This window comes from Streptomyces sp. x-80 (assembly GCF_046549095.1).
In the GTDB taxonomy this organism is placed as follows: Bacteria; Actinomycetota; Actinomycetes; order Streptomycetales; family Streptomycetaceae; genus Streptomyces; species Streptomyces celluloflavus.
The window spans coordinates 94,825-120,320 of record NZ_JAJPWM010000011.1 but is presented as its reverse complement, the minus strand read 5'-3'; the positions used below and the strand labels follow the sequence as shown (position 1 = coordinate 120,320).

18 protein-coding genes are annotated in these 25,496 nt (G+C 72.7%); 3 read left to right on the top strand and 15 right to left on the bottom strand.

What is annotated here, in order from left to right; all coding sequences use genetic code 11:
* Positions 1–6: 6 nt before the first annotated feature.
* The 3 genes from ACLJWH_RS22915 to ACLJWH_RS22905 all read right to left on the bottom strand — a co-directional run bounded on the left by ACLJWH_RS22915 (position 7) and on the right by ACLJWH_RS22905 (position 6,277).
* Positions 7–1,872: an acetolactate synthase large subunit gene (locus tag ACLJWH_RS22915; RefSeq protein ID WP_411143615.1), complete on the bottom strand. Its 1,866-nt coding sequence runs from the start codon at positions 1,870–1,872 to the stop codon at positions 7–9.
* 209 nt (positions 1,873–2,081) lie between these two features.
* On the bottom strand, positions 2,082–5,009 hold the full coding sequence (locus ACLJWH_RS22910) for a putative bifunctional diguanylate cyclase/phosphodiesterase (protein WP_411143614.1): 2,928 nt from the start codon (positions 5,007–5,009) through the stop codon (positions 2,082–2,084).
* Positions 5,010–5,314: 305 nt separating this feature from the next.
* A complete protein-coding gene (locus ACLJWH_RS22905; RefSeq protein WP_411143613.1) occupies positions 5,315–6,277 on the bottom strand; it encodes a 2-hydroxyacid dehydrogenase in 963 nt (320 codons plus the stop codon).
* Positions 6,278–6,364: 87 nt separating this feature from the next.
* Here ACLJWH_RS22905 and ACLJWH_RS22900 point away from each other — a divergent pair, with 87 nt between their 5' ends.
* The 3 genes from ACLJWH_RS22900 (at position 6,365) to ACLJWH_RS22890 (ending at position 8,996) form a co-directional block, all read left to right on the top strand.
* A complete protein-coding gene (locus tag ACLJWH_RS22900) occupies positions 6,365–7,411 on the top strand; it encodes an aldo/keto reductase (RefSeq protein WP_411143612.1) in 1,047 nt (348 codons plus the stop codon).
* A gap of 144 nt (positions 7,412–7,555) precedes the next feature.
* On the top strand, positions 7,556–8,737 hold the full coding sequence (locus ACLJWH_RS22895) for a PQQ-dependent sugar dehydrogenase (protein WP_411143611.1): 1,182 nt from the start codon (positions 7,556–7,558) through the stop codon (positions 8,735–8,737).
* Positions 8,738–8,801: 64 nt separating this feature from the next.
* Positions 8,802–8,996, top strand: coding sequence for a DUF6191 domain-containing protein (locus tag ACLJWH_RS22890; RefSeq protein WP_411143610.1), 195 nt, complete (start codon positions 8,802–8,804; stop codon positions 8,994–8,996).
* A gap of 17 nt (positions 8,997–9,013) precedes the next feature.
* Here ACLJWH_RS22890 and ACLJWH_RS22885 read toward each other — a convergent pair whose 3' ends face one another.
* From ACLJWH_RS22885 to ACLJWH_RS22830, 12 genes are all read right to left on the bottom strand, one after another.
* Positions 9,014–12,106, bottom strand: a complete 3,093-nt coding sequence (locus tag ACLJWH_RS22885; protein WP_411143609.1) for a helix-turn-helix transcriptional regulator — start codon at positions 12,104–12,106, stop codon at positions 9,014–9,016.
* A gap of 212 nt (positions 12,107–12,318) precedes the next feature.
* A complete protein-coding gene (locus ACLJWH_RS22880; protein WP_411143608.1) occupies positions 12,319–12,570 on the bottom strand; it encodes a hypothetical protein in 252 nt (83 codons plus the stop codon).
* A gap of 130 nt (positions 12,571–12,700) precedes the next feature.
* A complete protein-coding gene (locus ACLJWH_RS22875) occupies positions 12,701–13,462 on the bottom strand; it encodes a hypothetical protein (protein WP_411143607.1) in 762 nt (253 codons plus the stop codon).
* Between the two features lie 314 nt (positions 13,463–13,776).
* Positions 13,777–15,891, bottom strand: coding sequence for a phosphocholine-specific phospholipase C (locus ACLJWH_RS22870; RefSeq protein WP_411143606.1), 2,115 nt, complete (start codon positions 15,889–15,891; stop codon positions 13,777–13,779).
* A gap of 188 nt (positions 15,892–16,079) precedes the next feature.
* Complete coding sequence (locus tag ACLJWH_RS22865) at positions 16,080–17,024, bottom strand: C45 family autoproteolytic acyltransferase/hydolase (protein ID WP_411143605.1); 945 nt, start codon at positions 17,022–17,024, stop codon at positions 16,080–16,082.
* Positions 17,025–17,144: 120 nt separating this feature from the next.
* Positions 17,145–18,047: an LLM class F420-dependent oxidoreductase gene (locus ACLJWH_RS22860; RefSeq protein WP_411143604.1), complete on the bottom strand. Its 903-nt coding sequence runs from the start codon at positions 18,045–18,047 to the stop codon at positions 17,145–17,147.
* A gap of 61 nt (positions 18,048–18,108) precedes the next feature.
* Positions 18,109–18,816: a hypothetical protein gene (locus ACLJWH_RS22855; protein WP_411143603.1), complete on the bottom strand. Its 708-nt coding sequence runs from the start codon at positions 18,814–18,816 to the stop codon at positions 18,109–18,111.
* A gap of 221 nt (positions 18,817–19,037) precedes the next feature.
* A complete protein-coding gene (gene gatB / locus ACLJWH_RS22850; RefSeq protein WP_411143602.1) occupies positions 19,038–20,546 on the bottom strand; it encodes an Asp-tRNA(Asn)/Glu-tRNA(Gln) amidotransferase subunit GatB in 1,509 nt (502 codons plus the stop codon).
* A 30-nt stretch (positions 20,547–20,576) separates the two neighbouring features.
* Entirely contained in the window at positions 20,577–20,819 is a 243-nt protein-coding gene (locus ACLJWH_RS22845) for a hypothetical protein (protein WP_411143601.1), read from the bottom strand.
* Positions 20,816–22,309: an Asp-tRNA(Asn)/Glu-tRNA(Gln) amidotransferase subunit GatA gene (gene gatA, locus ACLJWH_RS22840; RefSeq protein ID WP_052856330.1), complete on the bottom strand. Its 1,494-nt coding sequence runs from the start codon at positions 22,307–22,309 to the stop codon at positions 20,816–20,818. The genes ACLJWH_RS22845 and gatA overlap by 4 nt, the downstream gene beginning before the upstream one ends.
* 5 nt (positions 22,310–22,314) lie before the next feature.
* A complete protein-coding gene (gatC, locus tag ACLJWH_RS22835) occupies positions 22,315–22,611 on the bottom strand; it encodes an Asp-tRNA(Asn)/Glu-tRNA(Gln) amidotransferase subunit GatC (RefSeq protein WP_030258164.1) in 297 nt (98 codons plus the stop codon).
* A gap of 761 nt (positions 22,612–23,372) precedes the next feature.
* Positions 23,373–25,481: a putative bifunctional diguanylate cyclase/phosphodiesterase gene (locus ACLJWH_RS22830; RefSeq protein WP_411143600.1), complete on the bottom strand. Its 2,109-nt coding sequence runs from the start codon at positions 25,479–25,481 to the stop codon at positions 23,373–23,375.
* Positions 25,482–25,496 lie beyond the last annotated feature (15 nt).

Below are 25,496 nucleotides of genomic sequence, written 5' to 3'. Positions count from 1 at the left end.
CTGGGCTCAGTCGTCTTCGTTGTCGCCGAAGTCGGGACGCACGCCCCGGGCGGCCATGACCTCGTCGTTGGAGGTGCCGGCGGCGACCATCGGCCAGACCTGCGCGTCCTCGTGGACGATGAAGTCGACCACGACCGGGCGGTCGTTGATGGCGTTGGCCTGGGCGATGACGGCGTCCAGGTCGGCCGGGTCCTCGCAGCGCATCGCGACACAGCCCATCGCCTCGGCCAGCTTCACGAAGTCCGGGACGCGGGTGCCGCCGCTGCCCTTGCCGTCCACCGCGACGCCGTCCTCGGGGCCGCTGTGCAGCACGGTGTTGGAGTAGCGCTGGTTGTAGAAGAGGGTCTGCCACTGGCGGACCATGCCCAGCGCGCCGTTGTTGATGATCGCGACCTTGATCGGGATGTTGTTCAGCGCGCAGGTGACCAGCTCCTGGTTGGTCATCTGGAAGCAGCCGTCACCGTCGATCGCCCAGACCGTACGGTCCGGCCGGCCGGCCTTGGCGCCCATCGCGGCCGGCACCGCGTAGCCCATCGTGCCGGCGCCGCCGGAGTTCAGCCAGGTCGCGGGCTGGTCGTAGTGGATGAAGTGGGCGGCCCACATCTGGTGCTGGCCGACGCCCGCGGCGTAGATGGTGTCGGCGGGGGCGAGCTGGCCGATCCGCTCGATGACCTGCTGCGGGGAGAGGCTGCCGTCGTCGGGCAGGTCGTAGCCCAGCGGGTACGTTTCGCGCCAGCGGTCGAGGTCCCGCCACCAGGCGCTGTGGTCGCCCTTGTGCCCCGCCGCGTGCTCGGCCTGGACGGCGACGATCAGATCCGCGATGACCTCGCGGGCGTCGCCGACGATCGGCACATCCGCCATCCGGTTCTTGCCGATCTCCGCCGGGTCGATGTCCGCGTGCACGACCTTGGCGTACGGCGCGAAGGAGTCCAGCTTGCCGGTGACGCGGTCGTCGAAGCGGGCGCCGAGGGTGATCAGCAGGTCCGACTTCTGGAGGGCGGTGACAGCCGTGACCGCGCCGTGCATACCCGGCATACCGACGTGCTGCGGGTGGCTGTCGGGGAACGCGCCCAGGGCCATCAGGGTCGTGGTGACCGGGGCGCCGGTCAGCTCCGCCAGCACCTTCAGCTCGGCGGTGGCGCCGGCCTTCAGCACACCGCCGCCGACGTAGAGCACCGGGCGCTTCGACTCGACGATCAGCCGGGCGGCCTCGCGGATCTGCTTGGCGTGCGGCTTGGTCACCGGGCGGTAGCCGGGGAGTTCGGTGTGCGGCGGCCAGGCGAAGGTGGTCTTCGCCTGGAGGGCGTCCTTGGCGATGTCCACCAGGACGGGCCCCGGGCGGCCGGTGGAGGCGATGTGGAACGCCTCGGCGATCGTGCGCGGGATCTCGGCCGCGTCGGTGATCAGGAAGTTGTGCTTGGTGATCGGCATCGTGATGCCGCAGATGTCCGCCTCCTGGAAGGCGTCCGTGCCGATGGTGTGGGAGGCGACCTGACCGGTGATCGCGACCAGCGGGACGGAGTCCATATGGGCGTCGGCGATCGGCGTGACGAGGTTGGTGGCCCCCGGGCCCGAGGTCGCCATGCACACGCCGACCTTGCCGGTGGCCTGCGCGTATCCCGTGGCGGCATGCCCGGCGCCCTGCTCATGACGCACCAGGACGTGCCGGACCCTCGACGAGTCCATCATCGGGTCGTACGCAGGGAGGATCGCACCGCCGGGAATGCCGAACACGGTGTCGGCCCCGACCTCCTCCAGCGAACGGATGAGGGACTGCGCGCCCGTGACGTGCTCGACGGTGGCGGGCTGCTGCGTTCCGCCGGAGTGACGGGCCCGCGGCTGCGGATGGTGGGCGCCGGCCTGCTCGGTCATCTGCGTCTCTTCTCGGAGCTGAGGGTTTTGACGGGATTTGTGAGGTAGCTGTGCAACAAAAAACCCCTCGTGCCGTGAGGCAAGCGAGGGGAGCGCGTCGGTGCGGTTCGCTGGGGTGTGTCAGAGGCCCAGCTTCAGCCGACGCGCTTTCCAAGTACGAGAATTCGGGTGCGCATGAAACAGACCCTCCCCCCGGCGCGCCGGGAGTGTCAAGTGGGTGGGACGGGCGTCTCACTATTTGAGCGCAATGGCGGAGGGACGAACGCGTCCGGGCCGGCCGCCCCGCCGCGCCGCACCGGCAGGCCACCCCCGGTGAGAACGGCCTCGCGGCCCGCACCCGGCAGGTCCGCACGGTCCGGCAGCGGATACCCGCCGAGCGTCAGCGCGCACCGCAGCCGCGGTTCGTCGAGCGGCCCGGAGAAGACCGGCCCCTGGCCGTGCGTGCAGCCCATGGCGCGCAGCGCGTGGACCTGCTCGGGCAGCTCGACGCCGTCCGCGACGCATTGCAGACCGAGGTCGGCGGCGATCCGCAGCATCCCGGCGGTGATCTTGTGCAGCCGGACGGACTCCGCGACGCCGTCGACCAGGCCGCGGTCCAGCCGCAGGAAGTCGATGGGGAGCCGGCGCAGCGCGCCGATGGCGGCGTGCCCGCCCCCGAAGCCGTCCAGTCCGATCCGTACACCCAGCCGCCGCAGCGCGACCAGCCGGCCCTCCAGCTCCTCCAGCGGCATCCGCGGATCGGCGTCGGTCAGCTCCAGGATGAGCCCGCCCGAGGGCAGACCGTGCCGGGCGAGCAGGGCCTCGACGCTCTTGGCGGGCAGCCCGCGGTCCAGCAGCCGGCGGGCGGAGACCCGGACGACGACCGGGACCGGGTGGCCGGCCCGGTGCCGCGCCGCGGCCTGCGCGACGGCCTCCTCCAGCTGCCAGCGGCCCAGCTCCGCGGTGCGATCGCCCTCCTCGGTGAGCCGGCCGCGCTCGCCGACCCGCAGGAACTCGGCGGGGGTGAAGAGGATGCCCTGGGCGGAGCGCCAGCGGGCCTGTGCGGCGACGGCGGCGACCCGGCCGCCGGCCAGCTCCACCACCGGCTGGTGCAGCAGCGTGAACTCGCCGTCGTGCAGGGCCGTACGGAGTTTCGTGGCGAGTTCGGCGCGGTGTACGACCTCGGCCTGCATCTGCGGGGCGTACATCTCCACGCGGCCCTTGCCGGCCTTCTTGGCGCGGTACATCGCGAGGTCGGCGTTGCGCAGCAGTCCCGCGGGGGTGATGCCCGGATCGGCGAAGGCGACCCCGATGCTGGCCGCGACGCGGACGTCCCGGCCGTCGATGCGGTACGGCTCGGAGAGCTTGATGCGCAGCCGGTCGGCGATCTCGTGGACGCGGAACTCGCGGGCGGCGGGGTCGCGGGTGCCGTCGCCCGTGATGAGCGCGGCGAACTCGTCGCCGCCCAGCCGCGCCGCTATGTCCCCGGAGCGCACCGATTCACCGAGCCGACGGGCGGCCTGCACCAGCAGCTCGTCCCCCGCCTGGTGCCCGATGGTGTCGTTGACCTGCTTGAAGCCGTCCAGGTCGATGTAGAGCACGGCGGTGTCGTGGTCGCTGGCGCGGCGGCCGGTGACGGCCTTGCTGACCCGTTCGGTGAACAGGGCGCGGTTGGGCAGGTCGGTGAGTGCGTCGTGCGAGGCGTTGTGCTGGAGCTGGGCCTGGAGCCGGACCCGTTCGGTGACGTCCCGGGAGTTGAAGATCAGGCCGCCGTGGTGACGGTTGACCGTGGACTCGACGTTCAGCCAGCCGTCGCCGCCGGCCCGCTGCTTGCCGGCGCGGAAGCGGCATTCGATGCGGGTGGTCGGTTCGGCCTCGGGCGCGGCGGCGAGGAACCTGCGCACCTCGTGCATCACCCGTCCCAGGTCTTCCGGATGGATCAGCGAGGCCAGTTCGGAGCCGACCAGCTCCTCCGCGTCACGGCCGTAGACGCCCGAGGCGGCGGGGCTCACGTAGCGGAGCACACCGGTCGGGGCGGCGATCATGATGACATCGCTGGATCCCTGGACCAGGGACCTGAAGTGGTTCTCCTTCTGGGCCAGCTCGTGGGTGAGGCTGATGTTGTCGAGCAGCATGATGCCCTGGCGGACGACCAGCGCGAGGACGACCGTGCAGCCGGTGAAGAGCACCACGCGGTCGATCCGCCGCCCGTCCAGGACGTTGGTGAGGATGCCCAGGGTGCAGACGGCGGCGGCGAGATACGGCGTCAGCATGGCCAGCGAGCTCGCGATGGGGCGGCTGATCGGGGGCTGGGCGCAGCGCGCGGCGCGCGGGAGCTCCCCGCCGGCAGCGTCACCGGCCGAGCGCCGGGCGACCCACGGTGCGTAGGCGAGGAGTATCGACCCGGCGAACCAGCCGGCGTCCAGGATCTGCCCGGAGCGGTAGTGCTCGCGCAGCAGCGGCGAGCTGAACAGCGCGTCGCACAGGACCGTCAGCGCGAGTGCGACGACGGCGGTGTTGACGGCGGAGCGCTGCACCGAGGAGCGCTTGAAGTGCAGCGCGAGCACCATGCTCACCAGCACGATGTCCAGCAGCGGATAGGCCAGCGACAGCGCACCCTGGGCCACCGTGCGGCCCTGGAAATGGGTGGTGTGCGCGAGTGCGAGGCTCCAGGAGAGGGTGAGCAGCGAACCGCCGATCAGCCAGGCGTCCAGGCCCAGGCAGACCCACCCGGCCCGGGTCACCGGCCGCTTGGCGAGCACCAGCAGGCCGATGATGGCGGGCGGTGCGAACAGCAGGAAGCAGAAGTCGGCGAGCGAGGGGCTGGGCACCCTGGCCCCCTCGACGACCTCGTACCAGCCCCATATGGCGTTGCCGAGGCCGGCCATCGCAGAGGAGACCGCGAACAGGATCCAGGCGGGCCGGAACCGGCTCTGGGACCTGCGGGCGTACAGACCGCAGGAGACGGCCGCCACCAGGGCGGCGAGGCTGAGTCCGAAGTCACCCATGAACACGGCCACTTCGGGTGATCCCCAGTCGAGGGCGGCGCCGATGGCGTAGCCGCCGCAGACACCGGACAGGAGGATCTGGGGCACCACGCTCGGCGGGCCGCCGGACTGCACCGGCGGCCTGGCGAGCACCGCCCCCGGGGCGCTCACCGCACTCTCCCGTTGAACCGTGCGCGACATCGCCGCGGCCCGCGCACCCGGGACTTCAGCAGCTTCCCCGCGGACGCTCGTGGATCGCGCCTCTCGCGGATGGTCCGTCGGCTGTACATCGCCCGTCGCCCCCCTCGGTTCCGGTCCTTCGCACCGCGCCGCATTCACCCCGGTGCCGTCCCCGCTCGGGACGATACACCAGTTCCGTCACTCAGCGACATAGTGTCTCTACGGAGCGTGACTGACACCGGGATTATGGATACCCAGTGCATTCGTACGGACCCGTAGAGCGATCCACAACGGTGTCAGCCGGCGGTGGCGACCACGTGCTGCACGGGTTCGCCGGCCGCGAAAAGCGTCAACTGGTCCCGCAGAAGCCGCTTCGCGCGGGGCAGGAAGGCAGAGCTGGGGCCACCGACATGTGGAGTGATGAGCACGCCGGGAGCGTGCCACAACGGATGAGCGGCGGGCAGGGGCTCCGGATCGGTGACGTCGAGCGCCGCGCGCAGCCGGCCGGACGTCAATTCGACCAGCAGCGCCTCGGTGTCGACGATCGCGCCGCGGGCGACGTTCACGAGGAGTGCGCCGTCCTTCATGCCCGCCAGGAAATCGCGTCCTACCAGGCCACGGGTGTCTTCGGTGAGCGGAGTGGCCAGTACGACCACGTCCGCGTCGGGCAGGAGGGCGGACAGAGCGGAGAGTGGATGCACAGGACCGCGCACTGTTTCACGCGCGGTGCGCGCGATGCGCGCCACCCGCGCGCACTCAAAGGGCGTGAGCCGGTCTTCGACGGCACTGCCGATCGACCCGTAACCCACGATGAGGACCGACTTGTCGGCGAGCGCCGGACGCACGCTCGGCCGCCATTCCCCTTGGTCCTGCCCCCGGACGAAGTCGGGGATGCCGCGCAGTGCGGCCAGCGTGAGGGTGAGCGCGAGCTCAGCGGTGCTGGCATCGTGCAGTCCACGGGCGTTGCACAGCCGGGCACCGGCCGGCAGACCGGACAGCGCGGGCAGCATGTGCTCGATCCCGGCGGTCAGCGTCTGCACGACCCGCACCCGGCTCATCAGGGGCAGCGGCCGCAGGACGGCGGCCGCGCCCTTCATGTAGGGGACGGCGTAGAAGACACACCGGGCGGGGTCGGCCGGAAAGTCCGGGCCGGCGTCCCAGTGGACGTAGTCGAGGCCGTCGGGGAGGCCGTCGATCTCGTCGGGCGGAATCGGGAGCCATACATCGTGAGCGCCGGTGTGCTGGTCTGCGGTAGCCATGGCCAGAGGCTATGCGAAACAGCATTCCGTTCAGACGTTAGTTTGGTCTGGCCCTTGACCGGGGGCGAGGGACGGAGGCACGACCAGGTGGAGCGCAGGACAATCGGTGCGGCGGCCCTCGAAGTGGGTGCTATCGGGCTCGGCTGTATGCCGATGAACTGGGGGTACACCGCGTCGCAGCGGAACGGGGAGAGTTCACTGCGGACCGTGCACGCCGCGCTCGACCGGGGGTGCAGTCTGCTGGACACCGCCGACATGTACGGACCGTTCACCAACGAACTACTGGTGGGACGGGCGTTGAAGGAGCGGCGTGCGGACGCCTTCGTCTCGACCAAGTGCGGACTGCTCGTCGGCGACCAGCACATCGTCGCCAACGGGCGGCCCGGCTATGTGAAGCGGGCCTGCGACGCCTCGCTGCGCCGCCTCCAGACCGACTGCATCGACCTCTACCAGCTGCACCGGCCCGATCCCGAGGTGCCCATCGAGGAGACCTGGGGGGCGATGGCGGAGCTGGTGGCGGCCGGGAAGGTGCGGTCGCTGGGGCTGTGCGCGGTGGACGCGCGGGCGGTACGGCCGACCCGGGCCGCCCGCCGGGAACGGCAGGCGGCCGGCGGCGCCGCGCGCGCCGTCCCCCGGTCCCGGCTGCACGACGGCACACTGCGCCAACTGGAGCGTATTCAGCAGGTGTTCCCGGTCAGCAGCGTGCAGGCCGAGCTGTCGGTGTGGTCGGTGCAGGCGCTGGAGGCACTGCTCCCGTGGTGTGAATCACGCGGTGTCGGCTTCCTGGCGGCGATGCCGCTGGGCAGCGGCTTCCTGACCGGCACCCTCACCCCGGGGCAGGGCTTCGAACGGGAGGACATCCGGGCCCGCCACCCCCGGTTCACCGCCGAGATGATGGCGGCCAACCAGCCGGTGGTGGCGGGGCTGCGGCGGATCGGCGCCCGGCACGGCGCGACGCCGGGGCAGGTGGCGCTGGCGTGGGTACTGGCGCAGGGCCGCCATGTGGTCCCGGTGCCGGGTACGAAGAAGGAGGGCTGGGCCGTGCAGAACGCCCGCGCCGCGGAGCTGGTGCTGAGCCGCGAGGAGCTGGCCGAGATCGCCGCGCTGCCGCCGGCCCGGGAGTCCTGGTACTGAAGGCCCCGGCCGGTCCGCCGCCCCGTGCGGCGCGCCCGGCCGCTCCCCTTCCCCCGTACCGGCTCGCCCGGGAGGCGGAAGGCCCGGCGGACGGGCAGGTGATGTGGTGTCCTGGTGCACGCCTGCCGACGAGAGGACCCTGCCGTGCAACGCCGTTCCCTGCCGACCGTGTTGGCCGCCGCCTCGCTGCTGCTGGCCGCGGGCTGTTCACCCGGCGGCGGACCGGCCGCGGACGGCGGCTCCGGCGCCGCGACAGCCCCACGCCCGGGGTCCGGCGCCGCCGCCTCCGCGCATCCGAGCCCGGCGTCCGCACCGCCCGCCAAGGGGTCCGTCCAGGTGACCGGGACCCTGGCCACCGGACTGAACTCACCGTGGGGCCTCGCCCCGCTGCCGGGCGGCGATCTGCTGGTCGGCTCCCGCGACACCGGAAAGATCTTCCGTATCGCGGCCGACGGCGGGAAGCGGACCGAACTGGGCTCGGTGCCGGGCGTGGCGGCGGCCGGCGAGGGCGGTCTGCTGGGACTCGCGGTGTCCTCGAAGTTCGGCACGGACCACCAGGTGTACGCGTACTTCACCACCGAGTCCGACAACCGCATCGCACGCATGATCTACAACGAGAAGCGGCCGGCCCGCAATCAGCTGGGCGCGCCGGACACGATCCTCCGGGGCATTCCCAAGGGGCAGATCCACAACGGCGGGCGGATCGCGTTCGGCCCGGACAAGATGCTCTACGCCGGTACGGGCGAGACCGGCGACAAGAGCCTCGCCCAGGACAAGAAGTCCCTCGCCGGCAAGATCCTGCGGATGACGCCGGACGGCGCCCCGGCGTACGGCAACCCCGAGGCGGATTCGGTGGTGTACGACTACGGCCACCGCAATGTGGAGGGGCTGGCCTGGGACGGCGACAAGCGGCTGTGGGCCTCGGAGTTCGGGCAGGACACGTGGGACGAGCTCAACCTCGTCGAGTCGGGCCGGAACTACGGCTGGCCCGAGGTGGAGGGCAAGGGCGACGGCGGCGCGGCCCGCTCCGGGTTCACCGATCCGGTGGTCCAGTGGAAGCCCGCGGACGCCTCCCCCAGCGGTCTCGCGTACGCCAAGGGCTCCCTGTGGATGGCCGCGCTGCGCGGCGAGCGGCTGTGGCGGATCCCGCTGAACGGTACGAAGCCGGTGGCGGCCCCGCAGGAGTTCCTGAAGGGCGAGTACGGGCGGCTGCGGACCGTCGTGGCGACCGATGACGGCGGGTTGTGGCTGGTCACCAGCAACACCGACGGGCGCGGCACCCCGCGCAAGGGGGATGACCGGATTCTGCGACTGAAGGTGACCTGACCCTTTTGTGGCGGGCTGCCTACACTCGGGGGTCACGGAGCGGGGCACGTCGAAGGGGGGCACGGTGTTCAACGTCGTCGAAGAGCTGTTCGCACCTGGCAGCAAGCACACCGAGGAGGAGCGGCAGAAGATGGCGCTCGTCCTGGACGAGGTGGGTAACGGCGATCCCGGCGAGGGGCCGATAGATCTCTCGTCGGGCAAGGTCGTCGTCAAGATCCCGGACCGGCGGGGCCCGCAGGATCCGGGCAGCACCCCCTGACGCCGGACCGGCGGGGCTCAGCTCGCCGCCGGCTCGCTGAAGAGCCGCAGCCGGTGGGCGAGCGCCCCCGCCTCACCGCGGCCCGAGACACCGAGTTTGGCGAGGATGTTGGAGACATGGACGCTGGCGGTCTTCGGTGAGATGAACAGGGCGTCGGCTATCTGGCGGTTGCTGCGGCCGTCCGCGACCAGCCGCAGGACGTCGCGTTCACGGGGCGTCAGGCCGAGCGATGCGGCGGGCACCGTGCCGGTCGGCGCGGCGTCCCGGCCGCCGTCGCGGGCCGGGTCCGGTGCGGGGGCCGCGGTCCGGCCCGGGAGCGGTATGCGGGCGCGCTGGGCGAGGAGTTCGAGTTCTTCGGCGAGCGGGCGGGCTCCCATCCGGGTGGCGGCGGTGTGCGCCTGGGTCAGGAGCAGCACGGCGGCCTCCCGGGGCGTGCGGCCGTCGAGCCCGGCGCTCGCCCGCTCGCTGCCGTGCAGCAGCGCTTCGGCCCAGCGGTAGCAGGCCCAGGCGAGTTCGCGCGGGCGGTCGAGCGGCTCGAAGGCCGCGACCACATCGGCCCAGGCGTCCGGTGCCCCATGGCCCTCGGCGCGCCGGAGTTCGGCGTCGACCGCGCGGCCGTACGCCTCCCATACCGGGGTGAGGCGGGGCAGTTTCTTGGCGGCGGCCCGGACGCGGTCGAGGATCGCGGCGCGGCCCGGCCCGGCGGCGGGCAGGCCGCGGGCGTCCGACTCGGCGGCGGTGGCCGACCACAGCAGCGGCCAGGCGTAGCGCTGGGTGCCGGGCGGGAACCCGGCGTCCAGGGCCTGCTGGAGGATGCCGCGGGCGTCGAGGACGCGGCCCTGGTCCGCGGCGATCCGCAGGGCGTGCCGCGCCATGGGGACGGCGTGCTGCGGCTGCGGGTCGTGGGCACCGTAGTGCTCCGTGGCGACGGCCAGTTCCCGCTCGGCGGTGGCGGCCTCGCCCTTGTCCAGGGCGAGGTCGGTGAGGCGGCTGGCGGCCAGCACGATCGACCGGGGGCTGCGGGCGAGGCGGCGGGCCTCGGCGGCGGCCTGGGCGGCTTCCTCCCAGCGGCCGAGCGACTGGAGCGATTCGGCGCGGTTGCCGGTCACCCAGCTGGTGCTGTCCATGAGGCCGTAGTGGGTGGTCAGTTCGACGCCCTGCTCGGTCACCTCGACGGCCTCGCGGGAGCGGCCGACTCCTTCGAGGGCGGACGGGAGGTTGACATGGCCGCGGCTGATGACGGCGTAGTAGCCGCGGTCGACGGCGCGGTCCAGCGCCGCGCGGAGCGCGGCGAGGCCGTCGTCGACGTCCCCGGCGTCGACCCGCAGGCCCGCCAGGGTCACCCGGGAGTTCAGCTCGGCTTCTTCGTCGCCCACCAACCGGGCGAGCTCCACGGCCCGTTCGGCCGTCGCGAACGTGCCGGGGCCAGGACGGTGCAGCACCTCCCAGCCGGCGACGCCGGCCATCACGGCGGCGTGCACGGAGGACGGCGGCAGACCGCGCATCAGCTCCTGCGCGGCGCCCAGATCCGCCCAGCCGTCCCCGCGGCCGGTGCCCTGGACGATCCGGGAGCGCTGCAACAGGAACCACGCGGTGCGCAGCGGTTCGTTGCTGTCGCGCAGCGACCGCAGGGCGCGCTTGGTGATCGTGAAGGCCCGCTCGCCGTCGCCGGAGAGCCGGGCGGCCACCGCGATCTCGGCGAGCAGGTCCATGAAGCGCAGCGCGTCGTCCTCGGAGCCGCAGGCCGGATACGCCTCGGCGGAGTCGACCGCGCGGATGGTCCGGCGGACCTCCCTGGGCGCGTCGTCCCACAGCTCCAGGGCGCGGTCCAGCAGCCGCAGCTGTTCGGCGTAGGCGTGGCGGCGGCGGGCCTGGACGGAGGCGGCGAGGACGGCGGGCAGCGCCTTGGCGGCGTCGTGGGCGTTGTACCAGTAGCTCGCCAGGCGGGCGGCGCAGACATCGGAGCGGACCAGTGCCGGGTCGGCCTCCAGGGCCTCGGCGTAGCGGCGGTTGAGGCGGGTGCGCTCGCCGGGCAGCAGATCGTCGACGACGGCCTCGCGGACCAGGGCGTGCCGGAAGCGGTAGCCCGTGCCGTCCTCGGTGGGGACGAGGGTGTTGCTGCCGACGGCGGCCCGCAGCGCCTCGATGAGGTCGTCCTCGGACATCCGGCAGACGGCGGCGAGGAGTTCGTGTTCGACGGTGGAGCCGCCTTCGGCGGCCGTGCGCACCACCCGCTGGGCGTCCTCGGGCAGCGCTTCGACGCGGACCAGCAGCAGATCGCGCAGCGGGTCGCTGAGGCCGTGGACACAGCCGTCGGCGATGCTGCGGGCCAGTTCCTCGACGAAGAAGGCGTTGCCCTCGGAGCGCTCGAAGACCCGGTCGACGGTGGTTTCCTCGGGGTCGGCGCCGTTGATCCCGGCGATCTGGGAGCGGACCTCGGCGCGGTTGAAGCGGGCCAGCTCGACGCGCCGGACGGTGCGCATCCGGTCGATCTCGGCGAGGAAGGGGCGCAGCGGGTGGCGGCGGTGGATGTCGTCGGAGCGGTAGGTGGCGACGAGGAGGATGCCGGCGTCGTGCAGCGCCCGCAGGAGGTAGGCGAGCAGTTCGCGGGTGGAGCGGTCGGCCCAGTGGAGGTCCTCGATGACGATGACGAGGGTGCGGTGGGCGGCGAGCCGCTCCAGGAGGCGGGCGGTCAGCTCGAAGAGGCGCGCGCGGCCGGTCTCCTCGTCGTGCATCTCACCGGCGGACTCCCCGAGTTCGGGCAGGATGCGGGCGAGCTCCCCTTCCTGACCCGCGACGGCGGCGGCGAGTTCGTCGCGCAGGTGCCCGTTGAGGCTGTGCAGGATCGCGGAGAAGGGGGCGAAGGGCAGGCCCTCGGAGCCGATCTCTATGCAGCCGCCGAGCGAGACGAACGCGCCCCGGGCGCGGGCGGTCCCGGTGAACTCCTCGATGAGCCGGGTCTTGCCGACACCGGCCTCGCCCCCGATCAGCAGGGCCTGCGGCGCACCGGAGACGGCGATGCGCGCGAGCGCGTCGCCCAGCGCGGCGAGCTCGGCCGCGCGGCCGACGAACACGGGACTCACTGACCTGGTCTCCACGCTGCCGAGCATCGCACAGGGGTCTGACAGTCCGGCACCGAGTTCCGGCACGTGACATGCCCGGCCGGGTACGGAGCACACCTGCGGCCGGGCGGACGGCGGCCCGGACGGCCCACCGTCCGGGCCGTGGGCCGGGCCGTGGGCCGGGCTGCGGACCGGCGTCCGGGAGGGCGCCCGGGGCGGTGTCCAGACCGGCGCGTGGGGCGGCACGGGATCCCCCGGGGTCAGGCGGCGGCGCGGCGTACGCGTACCCGCCGGCCCCGCCGTCCGCTCACCCGACCGCCGGATGCGTCCGCACCGGAACGGACCGCGGCCCGGCCACCGGTGCGCGCCCCCTCGGCCGCCTGGCGCACCAGGCGCTGGTGGTCGGCCTCGCGGAGCAGCTGCTCGTAGCGGGCCCGGATCGGGAACTCGGCGTCGAACATGGTCTCTCCCCTGGTGTGGGTGACTGGTGCCTCGACGGTCCGTCGAGGCACCCCAGCCTCCTCGCCAAGGGGGGTCCGTCACATCGGGAGAGTGCCCGATCGTCCTGCCCGCGCGGGCCTTAGAAACCGGCGCCCGCGCCGCCGCGCTCCTTAGGCACCGGCGCCGGCCCCCACCGGGTGCTCAGGAACCGGCCCCGGCCCCCTTAGGGATGCTGGGCAGCGTCGCGAACAGATCGAAGTACATGCCCGCGGAAATGAGCAGCCCCAGCACACCGAGCGCCAGACCGCCCCAGGCCACCGCCCGCACCCAGGTGGCGCGCGGGCTGGTCAGGGCCACCGCGGCGACGAGCACGGCGAGCACCGCGAAGACGCCGTTGACGAGTGCGGTGGCGTGCCACGGGGCGCCGTACACGGTGGCGATCTGGTCGGTGGCCGTGCCCGACTGGAGCTTGATCTGGCCCACCAGCGTCTGCCGCTCGGCCAGCAGTGTGCCGAGCCAGGTGCCGGTGACGGAGGCGAGACCGAGCCCCGCCGCGACGACGGCGCCCGCCCCCGCGGCGACACCGGTGGCCGCGCGTACCGGGGCGGCGTCCTCGTCGAGATCGTCCAGGTCCTCGGGGTCGTCGGAGCCGTCCTCGGCGGCGACGTCGGCATCCGCGGCGGCGGCTTCCTTGTCCACCGCGGGGGTGGTCTCGCCGGTCGCTTCGGACTCAGCACCCTCCTTGGCCTTGGCGCTCACCTCCGCCTCGGCGCGCTCCTTGGGCTCAGCGCTCTCCTTGGCCTCGGCCGTCGCATCCGCAGCCGCAGCCGCGGTCTCCGGCCCCGTGTCTCCCTTGCCCCCCGTGTCCCCCGTTGCCGCCCGGACCGGCGCGGCCTCGTCACCGGTCCGTTCGTCGGTCGTCGTGCTCGTGCCGCTGGTCCTGTTCGTGCTGCTCGTTCCCATGGCCGCGACCGTAGGGGCCGCGTCTGAGAGACCTATGAGAGCCGCCGGGTGACGGGACGGCACGCGGGTGAGGCGGGTGGTACCGAGCACGGACGTACCGGGACGGGACGGGCCAGCCCCGGCCCCGTCCGGTGAGCCGCCCGCCGTCAGGAGTACCTCCCGCCATCAGGAGGGCCTCCCGTCATCCGGCGACGGAGCGGCGGCCCCCTTCGTACGGCGTGGCGGCTCCGTACGGCATGGCAGCCCGAAAAGATCCACGGGCCCCTTCGCGGACTTCCCCGCAAAGGGGCCCTGCTGCGGAACTCGCCCTGGTGTCAGCCGGTGACCGACTCCCGCCCGTTCTCCACGTGCCCCATCAGGCGGCGGTGGAAGGAGGGGTCCTCGGCGGCCGTGAGATCGAGGTCGTACCAGCCGTGCGCACCGGCCGTCGGATGCGCGAGGGTGCGGGTGCTGCCCGCCCGCACCCGCACCGTGCGCGGCGCGGTGTCCGCGTACGCCAGCGGTTTGAGCGTGATGGTGAGGTCGGTGCGGCCGCCGTTGACGACCGTCAGGTGGAGCTCCCGCCGCCCGGCCTCAAGGTGTGTGCGCACCTTGGTGGCCGCCGCCGCGCCCTGCGCCGTCCCCGCGAACTCCCGCCGGAACCCGTTCGGCCCGGTCACCGTGAAGCGGTACGCGCCGCCCTTGACCGGTACGTCCCACTCCGACTTCCCCAGCACATCGCGGTGCTGCGGGGTGTCGTACTCCTTGGCGTACGGATACAGCGCCAGATGCGCCGCCGCCTTGCCCGCGTTGCGCACCGCCAGCCGGAAGACCGAGGCCCTGGCGTCGAAGCCGCCGTCGGCGTCCGGCTGGTACGGCAGCGGGCGGGCCGGCCGGCTGCCGCTCTCCTGCTGGGGCAGCGCCTGCCGGGCCGGCGGCCGCGGCGCCCAGCGCCCGCTGAACTCCGGTATCGCGCCCGGCCGCTCCACCGACGGCTGCCGGCGCCCGCGCGAGAAGTCGAAGGCGCCGGTCAGATCGCCGCAGACGGTCCGCCGCCAGGCGCTGATGTTCGGCTCCCGGATCCCGGTCCACTTCTCCAGGAAGCGGGTGATCGAGGTGTGGTCGAAGACCTGCGAGCAGGCGTAGCCGCCGACCGTCCACGGCGAGATGACGATCATCGGGACGCGCATGCCCAGGCCGGTCGGCCGGCCGTCCCAGAACTCCCCGTCCGTCCCGGTGGGCGGCACCGGCGGCGGTACGTGGTCGAAGAACCCGTCGTTCTCGTCGTACGTGAGGAAGAGCGCGGTGTGCCGCCAGACGTCCGGGTTCTTGCCCAGCGCGTCCAGCACCTTGTAGACGATGGTGGCGCTGGCGACCGGTGAGGACGAGCCGGGGTGCTCGGAGTCCACGGCCGACGGGACGATGTAGGAGACCTCGGGCAGCTTGCCGCTCGCCACGTCGGCGGCGAAGGCGGTGGCCGTCGTGGTCGGTTCGCCGCGCCGCAGCGCCCGCTCGAACAGGCTCCGCTCCGCGCGGCTCAGCCCCTTCACCCCCTCGTCCAGCAGCCCCTGCAACCGCTTCCGCTCGGCGGCGTTCGCGCTCGCCACCTTCCCGTAGAAGGCGGTCATGTTCTGTACGCCGTCGACCTTGGCCAGGGCCTTCTTCCCGACCGCCTTGAAGCTCGCGTAGAACTCCAGGTTGTTGTCGGTGAAGTTGTCCCACTCCTGGTAGACGCGCCAGCTGCGCCCGGCCTTCTCCAGCCGCTCGGGGTACGTGGTCCAGGTGTAGCCGGTGTGCCGGTCCTCGTCGTACGCGTCATTGCCCACCGCGCGCTTGCCGGTGCCCGGTTCGAAGCCGGTCCAGCCGCTGACGAGGTGGTTGCGGTTGGGGCTGGTGGAGGAGTGGATGGAGGAGTGGTAGGCGTCACAGATGGTGAAGGTGTCGGCCAGCTCGTAGTGCAGCGGGACGTCCTGCCGGTCGTAGTGCGCCATCGTGGCAGCGGTCTTGGCGGTGACCCAGTTGTTCATCCACCCGCCGTTCCACGCCTTGGACCCGCCGTCCCACCCGTGGTCGAGCGCCCCGATGTACTGAAGGTCCTTCTTCTGCGTCGCGGCGGCCTCGCGGACCGAGAACGGCAGGACGGTCCCGACGCCGAGCGGTCCCGGCTGCTCGTAGACGCTCTTGCCGCCGGGCAGCTCCACCGCGTTCCGGTCGGCGTAGCCGCGGACGCCGCGCAGCATCCCGAAGTAGTGATCGAAGGAACGATTCTCCTGCATCAGCACGACGACATGTCTGATGTCCCGGAGCCCGCCCCTCCCCTGTGCGGGCCGCGCCGCCTCCGCAGCCATCGCCTGCTGCAACGACGGCGGCAGCAGCGATCCGGTCGCCGCGACTCCCGCCGCTGCCGCCCCAACTGCCAGTACCCGCCTACGAGATACCTCCGGTGCCACGTCCGACCTCCCAGTCGTCAGTCAATGGTCATCTTGCAGCCCATTGAGATGGTGCGACGGGGACGCTAGTAGAGCGCCGTGACGGGCGATAGGTATCGGGGTGACATCTATGGGAACAGCGGACTCCGGTTCGCCGGCCCCGGCGGCAACCGGCCCCGGCCGACGGTCGTCGCGGCGGCGGCCCGCCCCTACGCGACCCGGCCGAGGGTCACGGTGCGCACCCCCGGAACGAAGTCGGCGAAGGACTGCGCCCACCTCTCGCCGGGCCAGTGGCAGGTCACCCGGCCCTCCGCCGGCCGGTAGTCGGCCGTGTAGACGGTGCCCAGCCCCTCGTCGTAGGCGAGCTGATACAGCGGCGGCCGCAGCATCGCCGCGACATCCGGGCCCGCCGTACGGACCGCGGCCAGCCGTTCCTGGGTCCGGGTCGCCCGCTCGTGCGCGTCGGCCACCGGCAGATGCTGGTGGTTGGCGGCGCAGGCGTCCGGTGCCACGGTCGGCGGGATGTCGGGCCCCACGAACACCGTCACGGCCCGGCCGGGATCGACGAGGGTGACGTTCTGCGGGATGGCGACGGGTATCGACCGCAGCCTGCCGAGCGCCTCGTCCACGGTGGTGCAGGTCTCCAGCAGATAGCGCAGCACGATGAGGACGGAGAAACCCGGCCCGTGGACGAACCGCCCGCCGAAGGTGAGCGAGACCGCGAGCCCCGCGTCGTTCATCCCGTCCAGCAGCCCCCACCCCAGCTCCTGCATCCCGATCACGGGGCGCAGGAAACAGGAGGACACGAGGGTGCCTTCGCACTCGTCGGGACGGAAGTCGTAGTTCCGCACCAGGGCGCCCGCGGCGCCGGTCTGGGTACAGCTGGAGAAGAACGGCCGCAGCGCCGCGAAGGTGAGGAGCGTGTCGCCCCAGGGCGAGTCCAGCTGCCCGGCGAGCCGGTCGAGCACCGGAACCAGCTCCGGCAGATGCCTCTCGAACAGCTCCCGCGCCCCGGCCGCGCCCTCCGGCGACCGCCCCTCCTCGCTCACCCACCCCTCCGCGGCCCGCGCGAGCGCCGGCGCCTGGACGGCCCATCGCCCGTCGCCACCGTCGCCGACCTCGATGGCGCGGAACGTCTTCTGCTGCCGGATCACGCCTGCCGCCCCTCGTGCACATCGGGTGAGATGGCGGCAACGTAGCCGCATTCGCCGGCGATTCACCAGTTCAGCGGGTGGGCACACGGGCCGGGCCGCCCGCGGTACCCGGCCCGGGGGTCACCCGGCGAGCAACGCGGGGGCCAGTTCGCGCAGTTGGTCGAGGCCCAGACCCCAGTGCGGCGCGAGCGGCTGGATCGCCACGTGGTCGGCACCGGCGTCGTGGTGGGCGCGGATCCGTTCGCGGATCGCGTCCGCGTCGCCCCACGCCACGATCGCGTCGACCAGCCGGTCACTCCCGCCGCCCGTGAAGTCGCCGTCCTCGAACCCGAGTCGGCGCAGGTTGTTCACGTAGTTGGGCAGGGCGAGGTAGAGACCCATGTATGCGCGGGCGAGTGCGCGGGCCGCCGAGGGGTCGGTCTCCAGGAGGACGGCCTGTTCGGGGGCGAGGAGCGGGCCGTCGCCGAGGACCTCGCGGGCCTGTGCGGTGTGCTCGGGCGTCACGAAGTACGTGTGCGCGCCGGCGGCCCGGGTCCCGGAGAGTTCCAGCATCTTGGGGCCGAGCGCGGCCAGCACCCGGGCGGGCGGCCCGTCCGGCAGCGGCGCCTCGTAACCCGCCGCGTCCATCCCGTCGAGATAGGTACGCATCGCGGCGAGCGGCTTCGCGTAGACGTGGCCGCGGTGGTCGACCAGGGGAGCGTGGCTGGCGCCCAGGCCGAGAACGAAACGGCCCGGGTACGCCTCGGCCAGCGTGTTGGCCCCGGCGTTCATGGCGGTGGCGTCCCGTACCCAGATGTTGGCGATGCCGGTGGCTACGGGGAGGCGGCGGGTCGCGGCCAGGAGGAGACCGGCGTGGCTCAGGGCCTCCTTGGAGGCGTGGCCTTCGCCGAACCAGAGGGCGCCGTAGCCGAGTTCCTCGATCTCCTGCGCCGTCTCGCGGCCGACGGCGGCCGGGACCATGCCGAGTCCGCCGTGCCACACCCCGACCCGGCCCAGTCGTGCGGCGAGAGTGTCATCCAGCATCGTTCCTCCACTGTGCGGTGTCCGGCGGGTGCGTCGTGTCGCTGTGCTTGATCTTCTTCCGTCAGCACCGGCCGGGGCCCCGGCATTCCTGACCGGGCCACAAACGGCCCCGAACGCCCCCGAACGGCCCTGGGGAAGGGCGGCACCGGACGAGAGAACGGCAGGTCAGGAGTGTGAGCAGGAGGGGAGAGCGGCCGGATACTCGCCGACGGTCACCGACCGGGGCCCGGACCGCCTCGCGCGTCCACCGCGACGGGTGCTCGTACGCGGCCCGGCCAGGAAGCGCGCAGCCGTCACTTCGCCCGGCCGGCGTCGGCGTCGGTATCGGTGTCCACCACGCGGCGGGCCGCGGAGGCCCATCGACACCCGGAGGCCGGGTGCCGGGGACCCGGTTACGGGCGGTGGCGAGCAGCGTCTCCACGTTGGTGCCGACAAGCTGTTCCACACGGGCGGACAGCGTGCGTGAAGGGTTGGTGCAGCGGCGGTTGACGGCCTGCTTCGTCTGCCCCAGGTCGGTGCCGATGGTCTCCCACGGGACGCTGTGGGCGAGGGCCTCGGCCACGGCCAGCGGCTCGATCAGCCCCGCGATCTCCCGCAGCTGGCGGGCGGCGGAGAGGGCGGCCCGGGGCCGCTCGTCGGCGAGTTCGCCGAGCGCCGCGGTCAGGGCGGCCAAGCGGTCGCGGCAGCCGTCGGGGACCGCGGCGGACAGGGCAGCCGTCGCATGCGCCTGCCACACCCGGTGAGCGCCGACGGCCTGCCGCCACATCACCGGCGAGCCGGTCAGCGACGGCCGCTGTCACCTCCGGCGCGGGAACATTCCCCCACGCGCACAGCCGTACCGGTCACGTCCGTGCCGGTCACATCCGTACCGGCGGTCTCCCTTCCCCGGCCCGGACCCCGGAAAGTCCCCGGCCCGAGCCCCGGAAAGCCGTGATGCGGCCCCCCGAAATCCCGGGGACCGCATCACGGCATACCTGCGCCGGCTGGTCGTCAGCCCTCGACGCCCAGCTTCTCCAGGATCAGCTCACGCACCCGCGCCGCGTCCGCCTGGCCGCGCGTCGCCTTCATGACCGCGCCGACCAGCGCACCGGCCGCCGCGACCTTGCCGCCGCGGATCTTGTCGGCGATGGCGGCGTTGGCCGCGATGGCCTCGTCGACGGCCGTGCCGAGCGCGCCCTCGTCGGAGACGACCTTCAGACCGCGCTTGTCGACGACGGTGTCCGGGTCGCCCTCGCCCGCGAGCACGCCCTCGATGGTCTGGCGGGCCAGCTTGTCGTTGAGGGAGCCCTCGGCGACCAGCGCGGTGATCCGGGCGACCTGCTCGGGGGTGATCGGCAGGGCGGCCAACTCCACGCCGTCCTCGTTGGCGCGGCGGGCCAGCTCGCCCATCCACCACTTACGGGCTGAGGCGGAGTCCGCGCCGGCGTCGACGGTGGCGGTGATCAGGTCGACCGCGCCCGCGTTGAGGATCGACTGCATGTCGTGCGCGGAGATGCCCCACTCCTCGCGCAGCCGGTTACGGCGGACGCGCGGCAGCTCGGGCAGGGCCGCCCGCAGTTCCTCGACCCACTCGCGCGCGGGGGCCACCGGCACCAGGTCCGGCTCGGGGAAGTAGCGGTAGTCCTCGGCGTTGTCCTTGATGCGGCCGGCCGTGGTGGAGCCGTCCTCCTCGTGGAAGTGCCGGGTCTCCTGGATGATCGTGCCGCCGGCGGAGAGCACCGCCGCGTGGCGCTGGATCTCGAAGCGGGCCGCGCGCTCCACGGAACGGAGCGAGTTGACGTTCTTGGTCTCCGAGCGGGTACCGAACGTCTCGACGCCCTTGGGCCGCAGCGACAGGTTCACGTCGCAGCGCATCTGGCCCATCTCCATCCGGGCCTCGGAGACGTTCAGCGCCTTGATCAGCTCGCGCAGCTCGGCGACGTACGCCTTGGCGACCTCGGGGGCCCGCTCGCCCGCGCCCTCGATCGGCTTGGTGACGATCTCGATGAGCGGGATGCCGGCGCGGTTGTAGTCCAGCAGCGAGTGCGAGGCGCCGTGGATACGGCCCGTCGCGCCGCCGACGTGCGTGGACTTGCCGGTGTCCTCCTCCATGTGGGCGCGCTCGATGTGCACCCGGAAGACCTCCCCGTCCTCCAGCTGTACGTCGAGGTAGCCGTCGAAGGCGATCGGCTCGTCGTACTGGGAGGTCTGGAAGTTCTTCGGCATGTCCGGATAGAAGTAGTTCTTCCGGGCGAAGCGGCACCACTCGGCGATCGAGCAGTTCAGGGCCAGGCCGATCTTGATGGCGGACTCGATGCCGATCGCGTTGACGACCGGCAGCGAGCCGGGCAGGCCCAGGCAGGTGGGGCAGGTCTGCGAGTTGGCGTCTGCGCCCAGGGTGGTGGCACACCCGCAGAACATCTTGGTCTTGGTGCCGAGTTCGACGTGCACCTCAAGACCCATCACGGGGTCATAGGTGGCCAACGCGTCCTCGTACGACACCAGTTCAGTGACGGTCACGGAAAACTAACCTCTCAGGTCCGGCGCCGATCAGTCCGCGAGGACGTCGTCGTCGCTGAGACGACGCAGTTCGCGGATGAGCAGGGCGACGCCGGTGGCGATGGCGGCGGCGGAGACGATGGCGTCGACCAGCTGGAGCGTGTCGTGCTCCCCCTTGGCCTTCTTCGCCTGCTTGACGACGCTCACCGCGCCGAACAGCGTGGTCCCGATGGACAGATACGTGCCGGGCCTGGACTTCTTGAAGTTCTTGGCCTTGGCAAGCTTTCCACTCATAGTGCGGGTGCCTCCTCGAGCAGCGGGTGACCCCACCGGGCGGTGAACGCGGCCTCGACCGCGGCACCGACCTTGTAGAGCCGGTCGTCGGCCATGGCAGGGGCGATGATCTGCAGACCCACCGGCAGCCCGTCCTCGGGGGCCAGTCCACAGGGCAGCGACATGGCTGCGTTGCCTGCCAGGTTGGTGGGGATCGTGCACAGGTCGGCGAGGTACATCGCCATCGGGTCGTCGGCGCGTTCGCCGATCGGGAAGGCGGTGGTCGGCGTGGTCGGCGAGATGAGCACCTCGACCTGCTCGAACGCCTTCTCGAAGTCGCGGGTGATCAGCGTCCGCACCTTCTGCGCGGAGCCGTAGTACGCGTCGTAGTAGCCGGAGCTGAGCGCGTACGTACCGAGGATGATGCGGCGCTTGACCTCGTCGCCGAAACCGGCCTCACGGGTCAGGGCCGTGACGTCCTCGGCGGACTTCGTACCGTCGTCGCCGACCCGCAGGCCGTAGCGCATGGCGTCGAAGCGGGCCAGGTTGGAGGAGCACTCGGACGGCGCGATCAGGTAGTACGCCGCCAGCGCCTTGTCGAAGGACGGGCAGGAGATCTCGACGATCTCGGCGCCCAGCTCGCGCAGCACCTCGACGGACTCGTTGAACCGCTGCATGACGCCGGCCTGGTAGCCCTCGCCCGCGAACTCCTTCACGACGCCGATGCGCATACCGCGCACATCGCCGTTGCGGGCCGCCTCGACGACGGCCGGGACCGGCGCGTCGATGGAGGTGGAGTCCAGCTCGTCGTGGCCGGCGATGGCCTCGTGCAGCAGCGCCGCGTCCAGGACCGTACGGGCGCACGGCCCGCCCTGGTCGAGCGAGGACGAGAAGGCGACCATGCCGTAGCGGGAGACCGCGCCGTAGGTCGGCTTGACGCCGACGGTGCCGGTGACGGCGGCGGGCTGGCGGATGGAACCGCCGGTGTCCGTGCCGATGGCGAGCGGGGCCTCGTACGCCGCGAGGGCGGCCGAGGAGCCGCCGCCGGAGCCGCCGGGGATACGGGTGAGGTCCCAGGGGTTGCCGGTCGGGCCGTAGGCGCTGTTCTCCGTCGAGGACCCCATGGCGAACTCGTCCATGTTGGTCTTGCCCAGAATGACGACGTCGGCGGCCTTGAGCCGCTTGGTCAGCGTCGCGTCGTAGGGCGGAATCCAGCCCTCCAGGATCTTCGAGCCGACGGTGGTGGGCATCCCCTCCGTCGTGAAGATGTCCTTGAGCGCGAGCGGGACGCCGGCCAGCGGGCCGAGCTTCTCGCCGCGGGCCTTCTTCTCGTCCACGGCGCGGGCCTGGGCGAGCGCGCCCTCGCGGTCGACGTGCAGGAAGGCGTGCACCTTCTCGTCGACGGCCTCGATGCGGGCCAGGTGGGCCTCGGTCACCTCGACGGCCGTGACCTCGCCGGAGGCGATCTTCGCGGCGATCTCGGCGGCGGTGAGCTTGATCAGGTCAGCCATGTCGGTCACTCCTCCCCCAGGATCTGCGGCACCTTGAAACGCTGCTGCTCCTGGGCCGGGGCGCCGGAGAGCGCCTGCTCGGGGGTCAGCGACGGACGGACCTCGTCCGCCCGCATGACATTGGTCAGGGGCAGCGGGTGGGAGGTCGGCGGTACGTCTTGGTCGGCGACCTCGGAGACGCGGGCGACCGCGCCGATGATGTCGTCGAGCTGTCCGGCGAAGTGGTCGAGCTCTTCGTCCTTCAGCTCCAGACGTGCCAGCCGGGCGAGGTGAGCGACCTCCTCGCGCGTGATGCCAGGCATGCAGCGATCCTCTGGTGTTCTTGGCGGAGTGGGTTCTCGATGAATCGGATGGGTTCCCGATGAACTTTTCGGCCCAATCCTATGGCGTAGGCGAGAGCTCCCGCGAAACCGTTACGGGGCCGGGCCCGGAAGCCGCCTCGGGGCGGGCCCGGAAACGGCCTCCGGGTCCGCCGGCGCGGGGCGGCCGGCGGCCCCCGCCCTCGGTGGCCGCCGCCTGTCCCCGGCGGCCGGCACCCGTTGGCCGGCACCCCGCCCGGCGGTGCGGACGGGCGGCCGGGGCACCGGCGGACGGGGGCGCCGCCGGGCCCGGGGCTACGCCTCCGGAGCGGCCGGTGTCGGCCCGGCGGACGGCGGCTCGGCGTCCTGCGGTACGGCCTCCGGGGCCGCGGACGGGGCCGGCGCGGCGGGTGCGCGGGGAGCGGGCGACACAGCGGGGCCGTCGTCCGGCGCGTCGGACGGGACGGGCACGGCGCGGTTGACGGGCGTGCCGGACGGGGCGGGCGCACCGGATGCGCCGGCCGGCGCCGCGGGTACCTGATCGGGCCGAACGGCTCGTCCGGGCGGTGCGGGCTGACCGGGCAGTGCGGGCGGTGCGGGCTGACCGGGCAGTGCGGCCGGGTCGAGCGGTGCGGCCCGGTCGGGCTGTGGGGCTCGTTCGGGCTGATCGGTCTGATCGGTCTGATCAGTCTGGTCTGGCTGATCTGGCTGATCTGGCTGATCTGGCTGATCGGAGCGGGGACATGGGACGGCCGGTGGCCGGGTCAGTTCAAGACCTGTCCCGAAGGGCTGTTGGCTGCCTTCTCCGCCGCCAGGGCGGCCGTCTCCGATGCGCGGTGCCAGCCGTGCTCACCTCGGGCCCGTAGCCAGGCCGTGGTTTCGTCCGGTGGCATCGCGGCGGCCACCAGCCAGCCCTGTACGGCGTCGCAGCCCAGGTCGCGCAGCCGCTCCCAGGTCTCGTCGTCCTCGACGCCCTCGGCGACGACCAGGAGGCCGAGGGAGTGGGCCAGGTCGAGGGTGCAGCGGACGATCTCGGCGTCCTCGTTGTCGACCGCCAGCCGCGCCACGAAGGAGCGGTCGATCTTGAGCTCGCTGACCGGGAGGCGCCGCAGATGGACGAGGGAGGAGTACCCGGTGCCGAAGTCGTCCAGGGACATCTTCACACCGTGGGCGGTCAGCCCGGCGAGTGTGTCGGCGGCCCGCTGCGGGTCCTCCAGCAGGACGTGCTCGGTTATCTCCAGTTGGAGGGCGCCCGGTGGGACGCCGTGCCGGGCGAGCCGGGCCGCGACGGCTCCGGCGAAGCCCGGCGAGTGCACATCGCGCGGCGAGACGTTGACGGCGACCGGTACCTCCAGGCCCATCGCGCGCCAGCGTGCCACTTGGGCGAGGGCGGTCTCCAGGACGTACTCCGTCAGCCGCGGCATCAGCCCCGAGGACTCGGCGATGGCGATGAACTCGTCCGGTGGCACTCTCCCCCGGTCCGGGTGCACCCAGCGGACCAGTGCCTCCAGCCCGGCGACATGCCCGTCGAAACCGACCTTGGGCTGGTAGTGCAGTTCGACGTCGCCGGCGTCCAGGGCGCGGCGCAGATCGCCCAGCAGGCCGAGCCGGTCGGGGGTGTTGCCGTCCCGCTTGGCCTCGTAGAGGTCGACGCCGCTGCGGTCCCGCTTGGCCTGGTACATCGCCACATCGGCGCGCCGCAGCAGTCCTTCGGCGTCCAGGGCGTGGTCGGGAAAGACTGCGACCCCCGCGCTGGCTTCCAGCACGAGGGTCAGTCCGTCGAGATCCAGCGGGGATCCCAGGGCGGCCACGAGGTTGCGGGCCACCCGCTGGGAACTCGTGAGGGAGTCGGTGGCCGGCAGCAGGACGGCGAATTCGTCGCCGCCGAGCCGGGCGGCCTCCGCGCCGCGTGGCAGGGCGTGCCGCAGCCGGTCGGCGATCTGGAGCAGCAGCCGGTCGCCGGCGAGGTGGCCGAGGGTGTCGTTGACGGCGCGGAAGCGGTCCAGGTCGATGAGGACCAGCGCCGAGCGGGTGCCGACCCGCTCCGCCTCGTCCAGCGCGGTCCAGGTGCGCTCCAGCAGCCACTGGCGGTTGGGCAGTCCGGTGAGCGGGTCGCGCAGCTGCTCCTCGGCACGGGCGCGGGCGATCCACAGGGTGGAGTCCAGCGCGATGAGCGGGACCGCGAAGAGCGGCAGCAGGATGGGGGCGTACACGGCGCAGATGGCGATCAGCGGGGAGATGCCGAGCAGCGCGACGCCGACGAGCGCCTGCCGCACCACGGCCGTCCGGGCGATGGTGGGGAGTCCGCCGCTGCGCTGGGTCAGGGTCAGCCACAGCAGGGCGCGGCTGACGACGAGGTAGCCGACGGCCGCGGTGATGACCTCCGGGAGGACGGAGAGGTCCCAGGCGGCCGGCACCCAGGGGTGTCCCACGCTGGACCGGACGCCGAACGCGGTGAGGCCGAGGGCCGCGGCGCCGATGCCGAGGATGTCCACGGCGCCGTGCACCAGGGCCTGTCGCCAGCGGTGCCGGCGGGCGGCACCGACCAACACGACGACGGCGAGGCTGACCAGGACCGCGGGCATCCAGCCGTAGAGCAGGAGGACGGCGAGGGCGAGGGCGGCGCCGGAGCCCGTGCCGCCCCACCAGCGGTCGCGGCCGAGCGCGACCAGATGGCCGACGATGACGCCGGTGAGGACCGCCAGCGACCAGCCGACGGTCCCCGCGGGGAACAGCGCCGCACCGTCGCCGAGCGTGCGGATCACTCCGATGGCGAGCGCGCCGCCCGCCGCGATGACGATGGCCGCCGGCAGCGCGGGCACGACGAGCCGGCGGAGCCGCGACGCCGGAGCGGCGCTGTCGGTCGGTTTCATTCCGATACCTCTCAC

Bases quoted from the DNA above. Each gene is read 5' to 3' on its own strand.
- ACLJWH_RS22915 (WP_411143615.1), bottom strand. From the start codon at position 1,872: ATGACCGAGCAGGCCGGCGCCCACCATCCGCAGCCGCGGGCCCGTCAC.
- ACLJWH_RS22905 (WP_411143613.1), bottom strand. From the start codon at position 6,277: ATGGCTACCGCAGACCAGCACACCGGCGCTCACGATGTATGGCTCCCG.
- ACLJWH_RS22885 (WP_411143609.1), bottom strand. From the start codon at position 12,106: ATGCTCGGCAGCGTGGAGACCAGGTCAGTGAGTCCCGTGTTCGTCGGC.
- ACLJWH_RS22875 (WP_411143607.1), bottom strand. From the start codon at position 13,462: ATGGGAACGAGCAGCACGAACAGGACCAGCGGCACGAGCACGACGACC.
- ACLJWH_RS22860 (WP_411143604.1), bottom strand. From the start codon at position 18,047: ATGCTGGATGACACTCTCGCCGCACGACTGGGCCGGGTCGGGGTGTGG.
- ACLJWH_RS22845 (WP_411143601.1), bottom strand. From the start codon at position 20,819: ATGAGTGGAAAGCTTGCCAAGGCCAAGAACTTCAAGAAGTCCAGGCCC.
- gatA (WP_052856330.1), bottom strand. From the start codon at position 22,309: ATGGCTGACCTGATCAAGCTCACCGCCGCCGAGATCGCCGCGAAGATC.
- gatC (WP_030258164.1), bottom strand. From the start codon at position 22,611: ATGCCTGGCATCACGCGCGAGGAGGTCGCTCACCTCGCCCGGCTGGCA.
- ACLJWH_RS22830 (WP_411143600.1), bottom strand. From the start codon at position 25,481: ATGAAACCGACCGACAGCGCCGCTCCGGCGTCGCGGCTCCGCCGGCTC.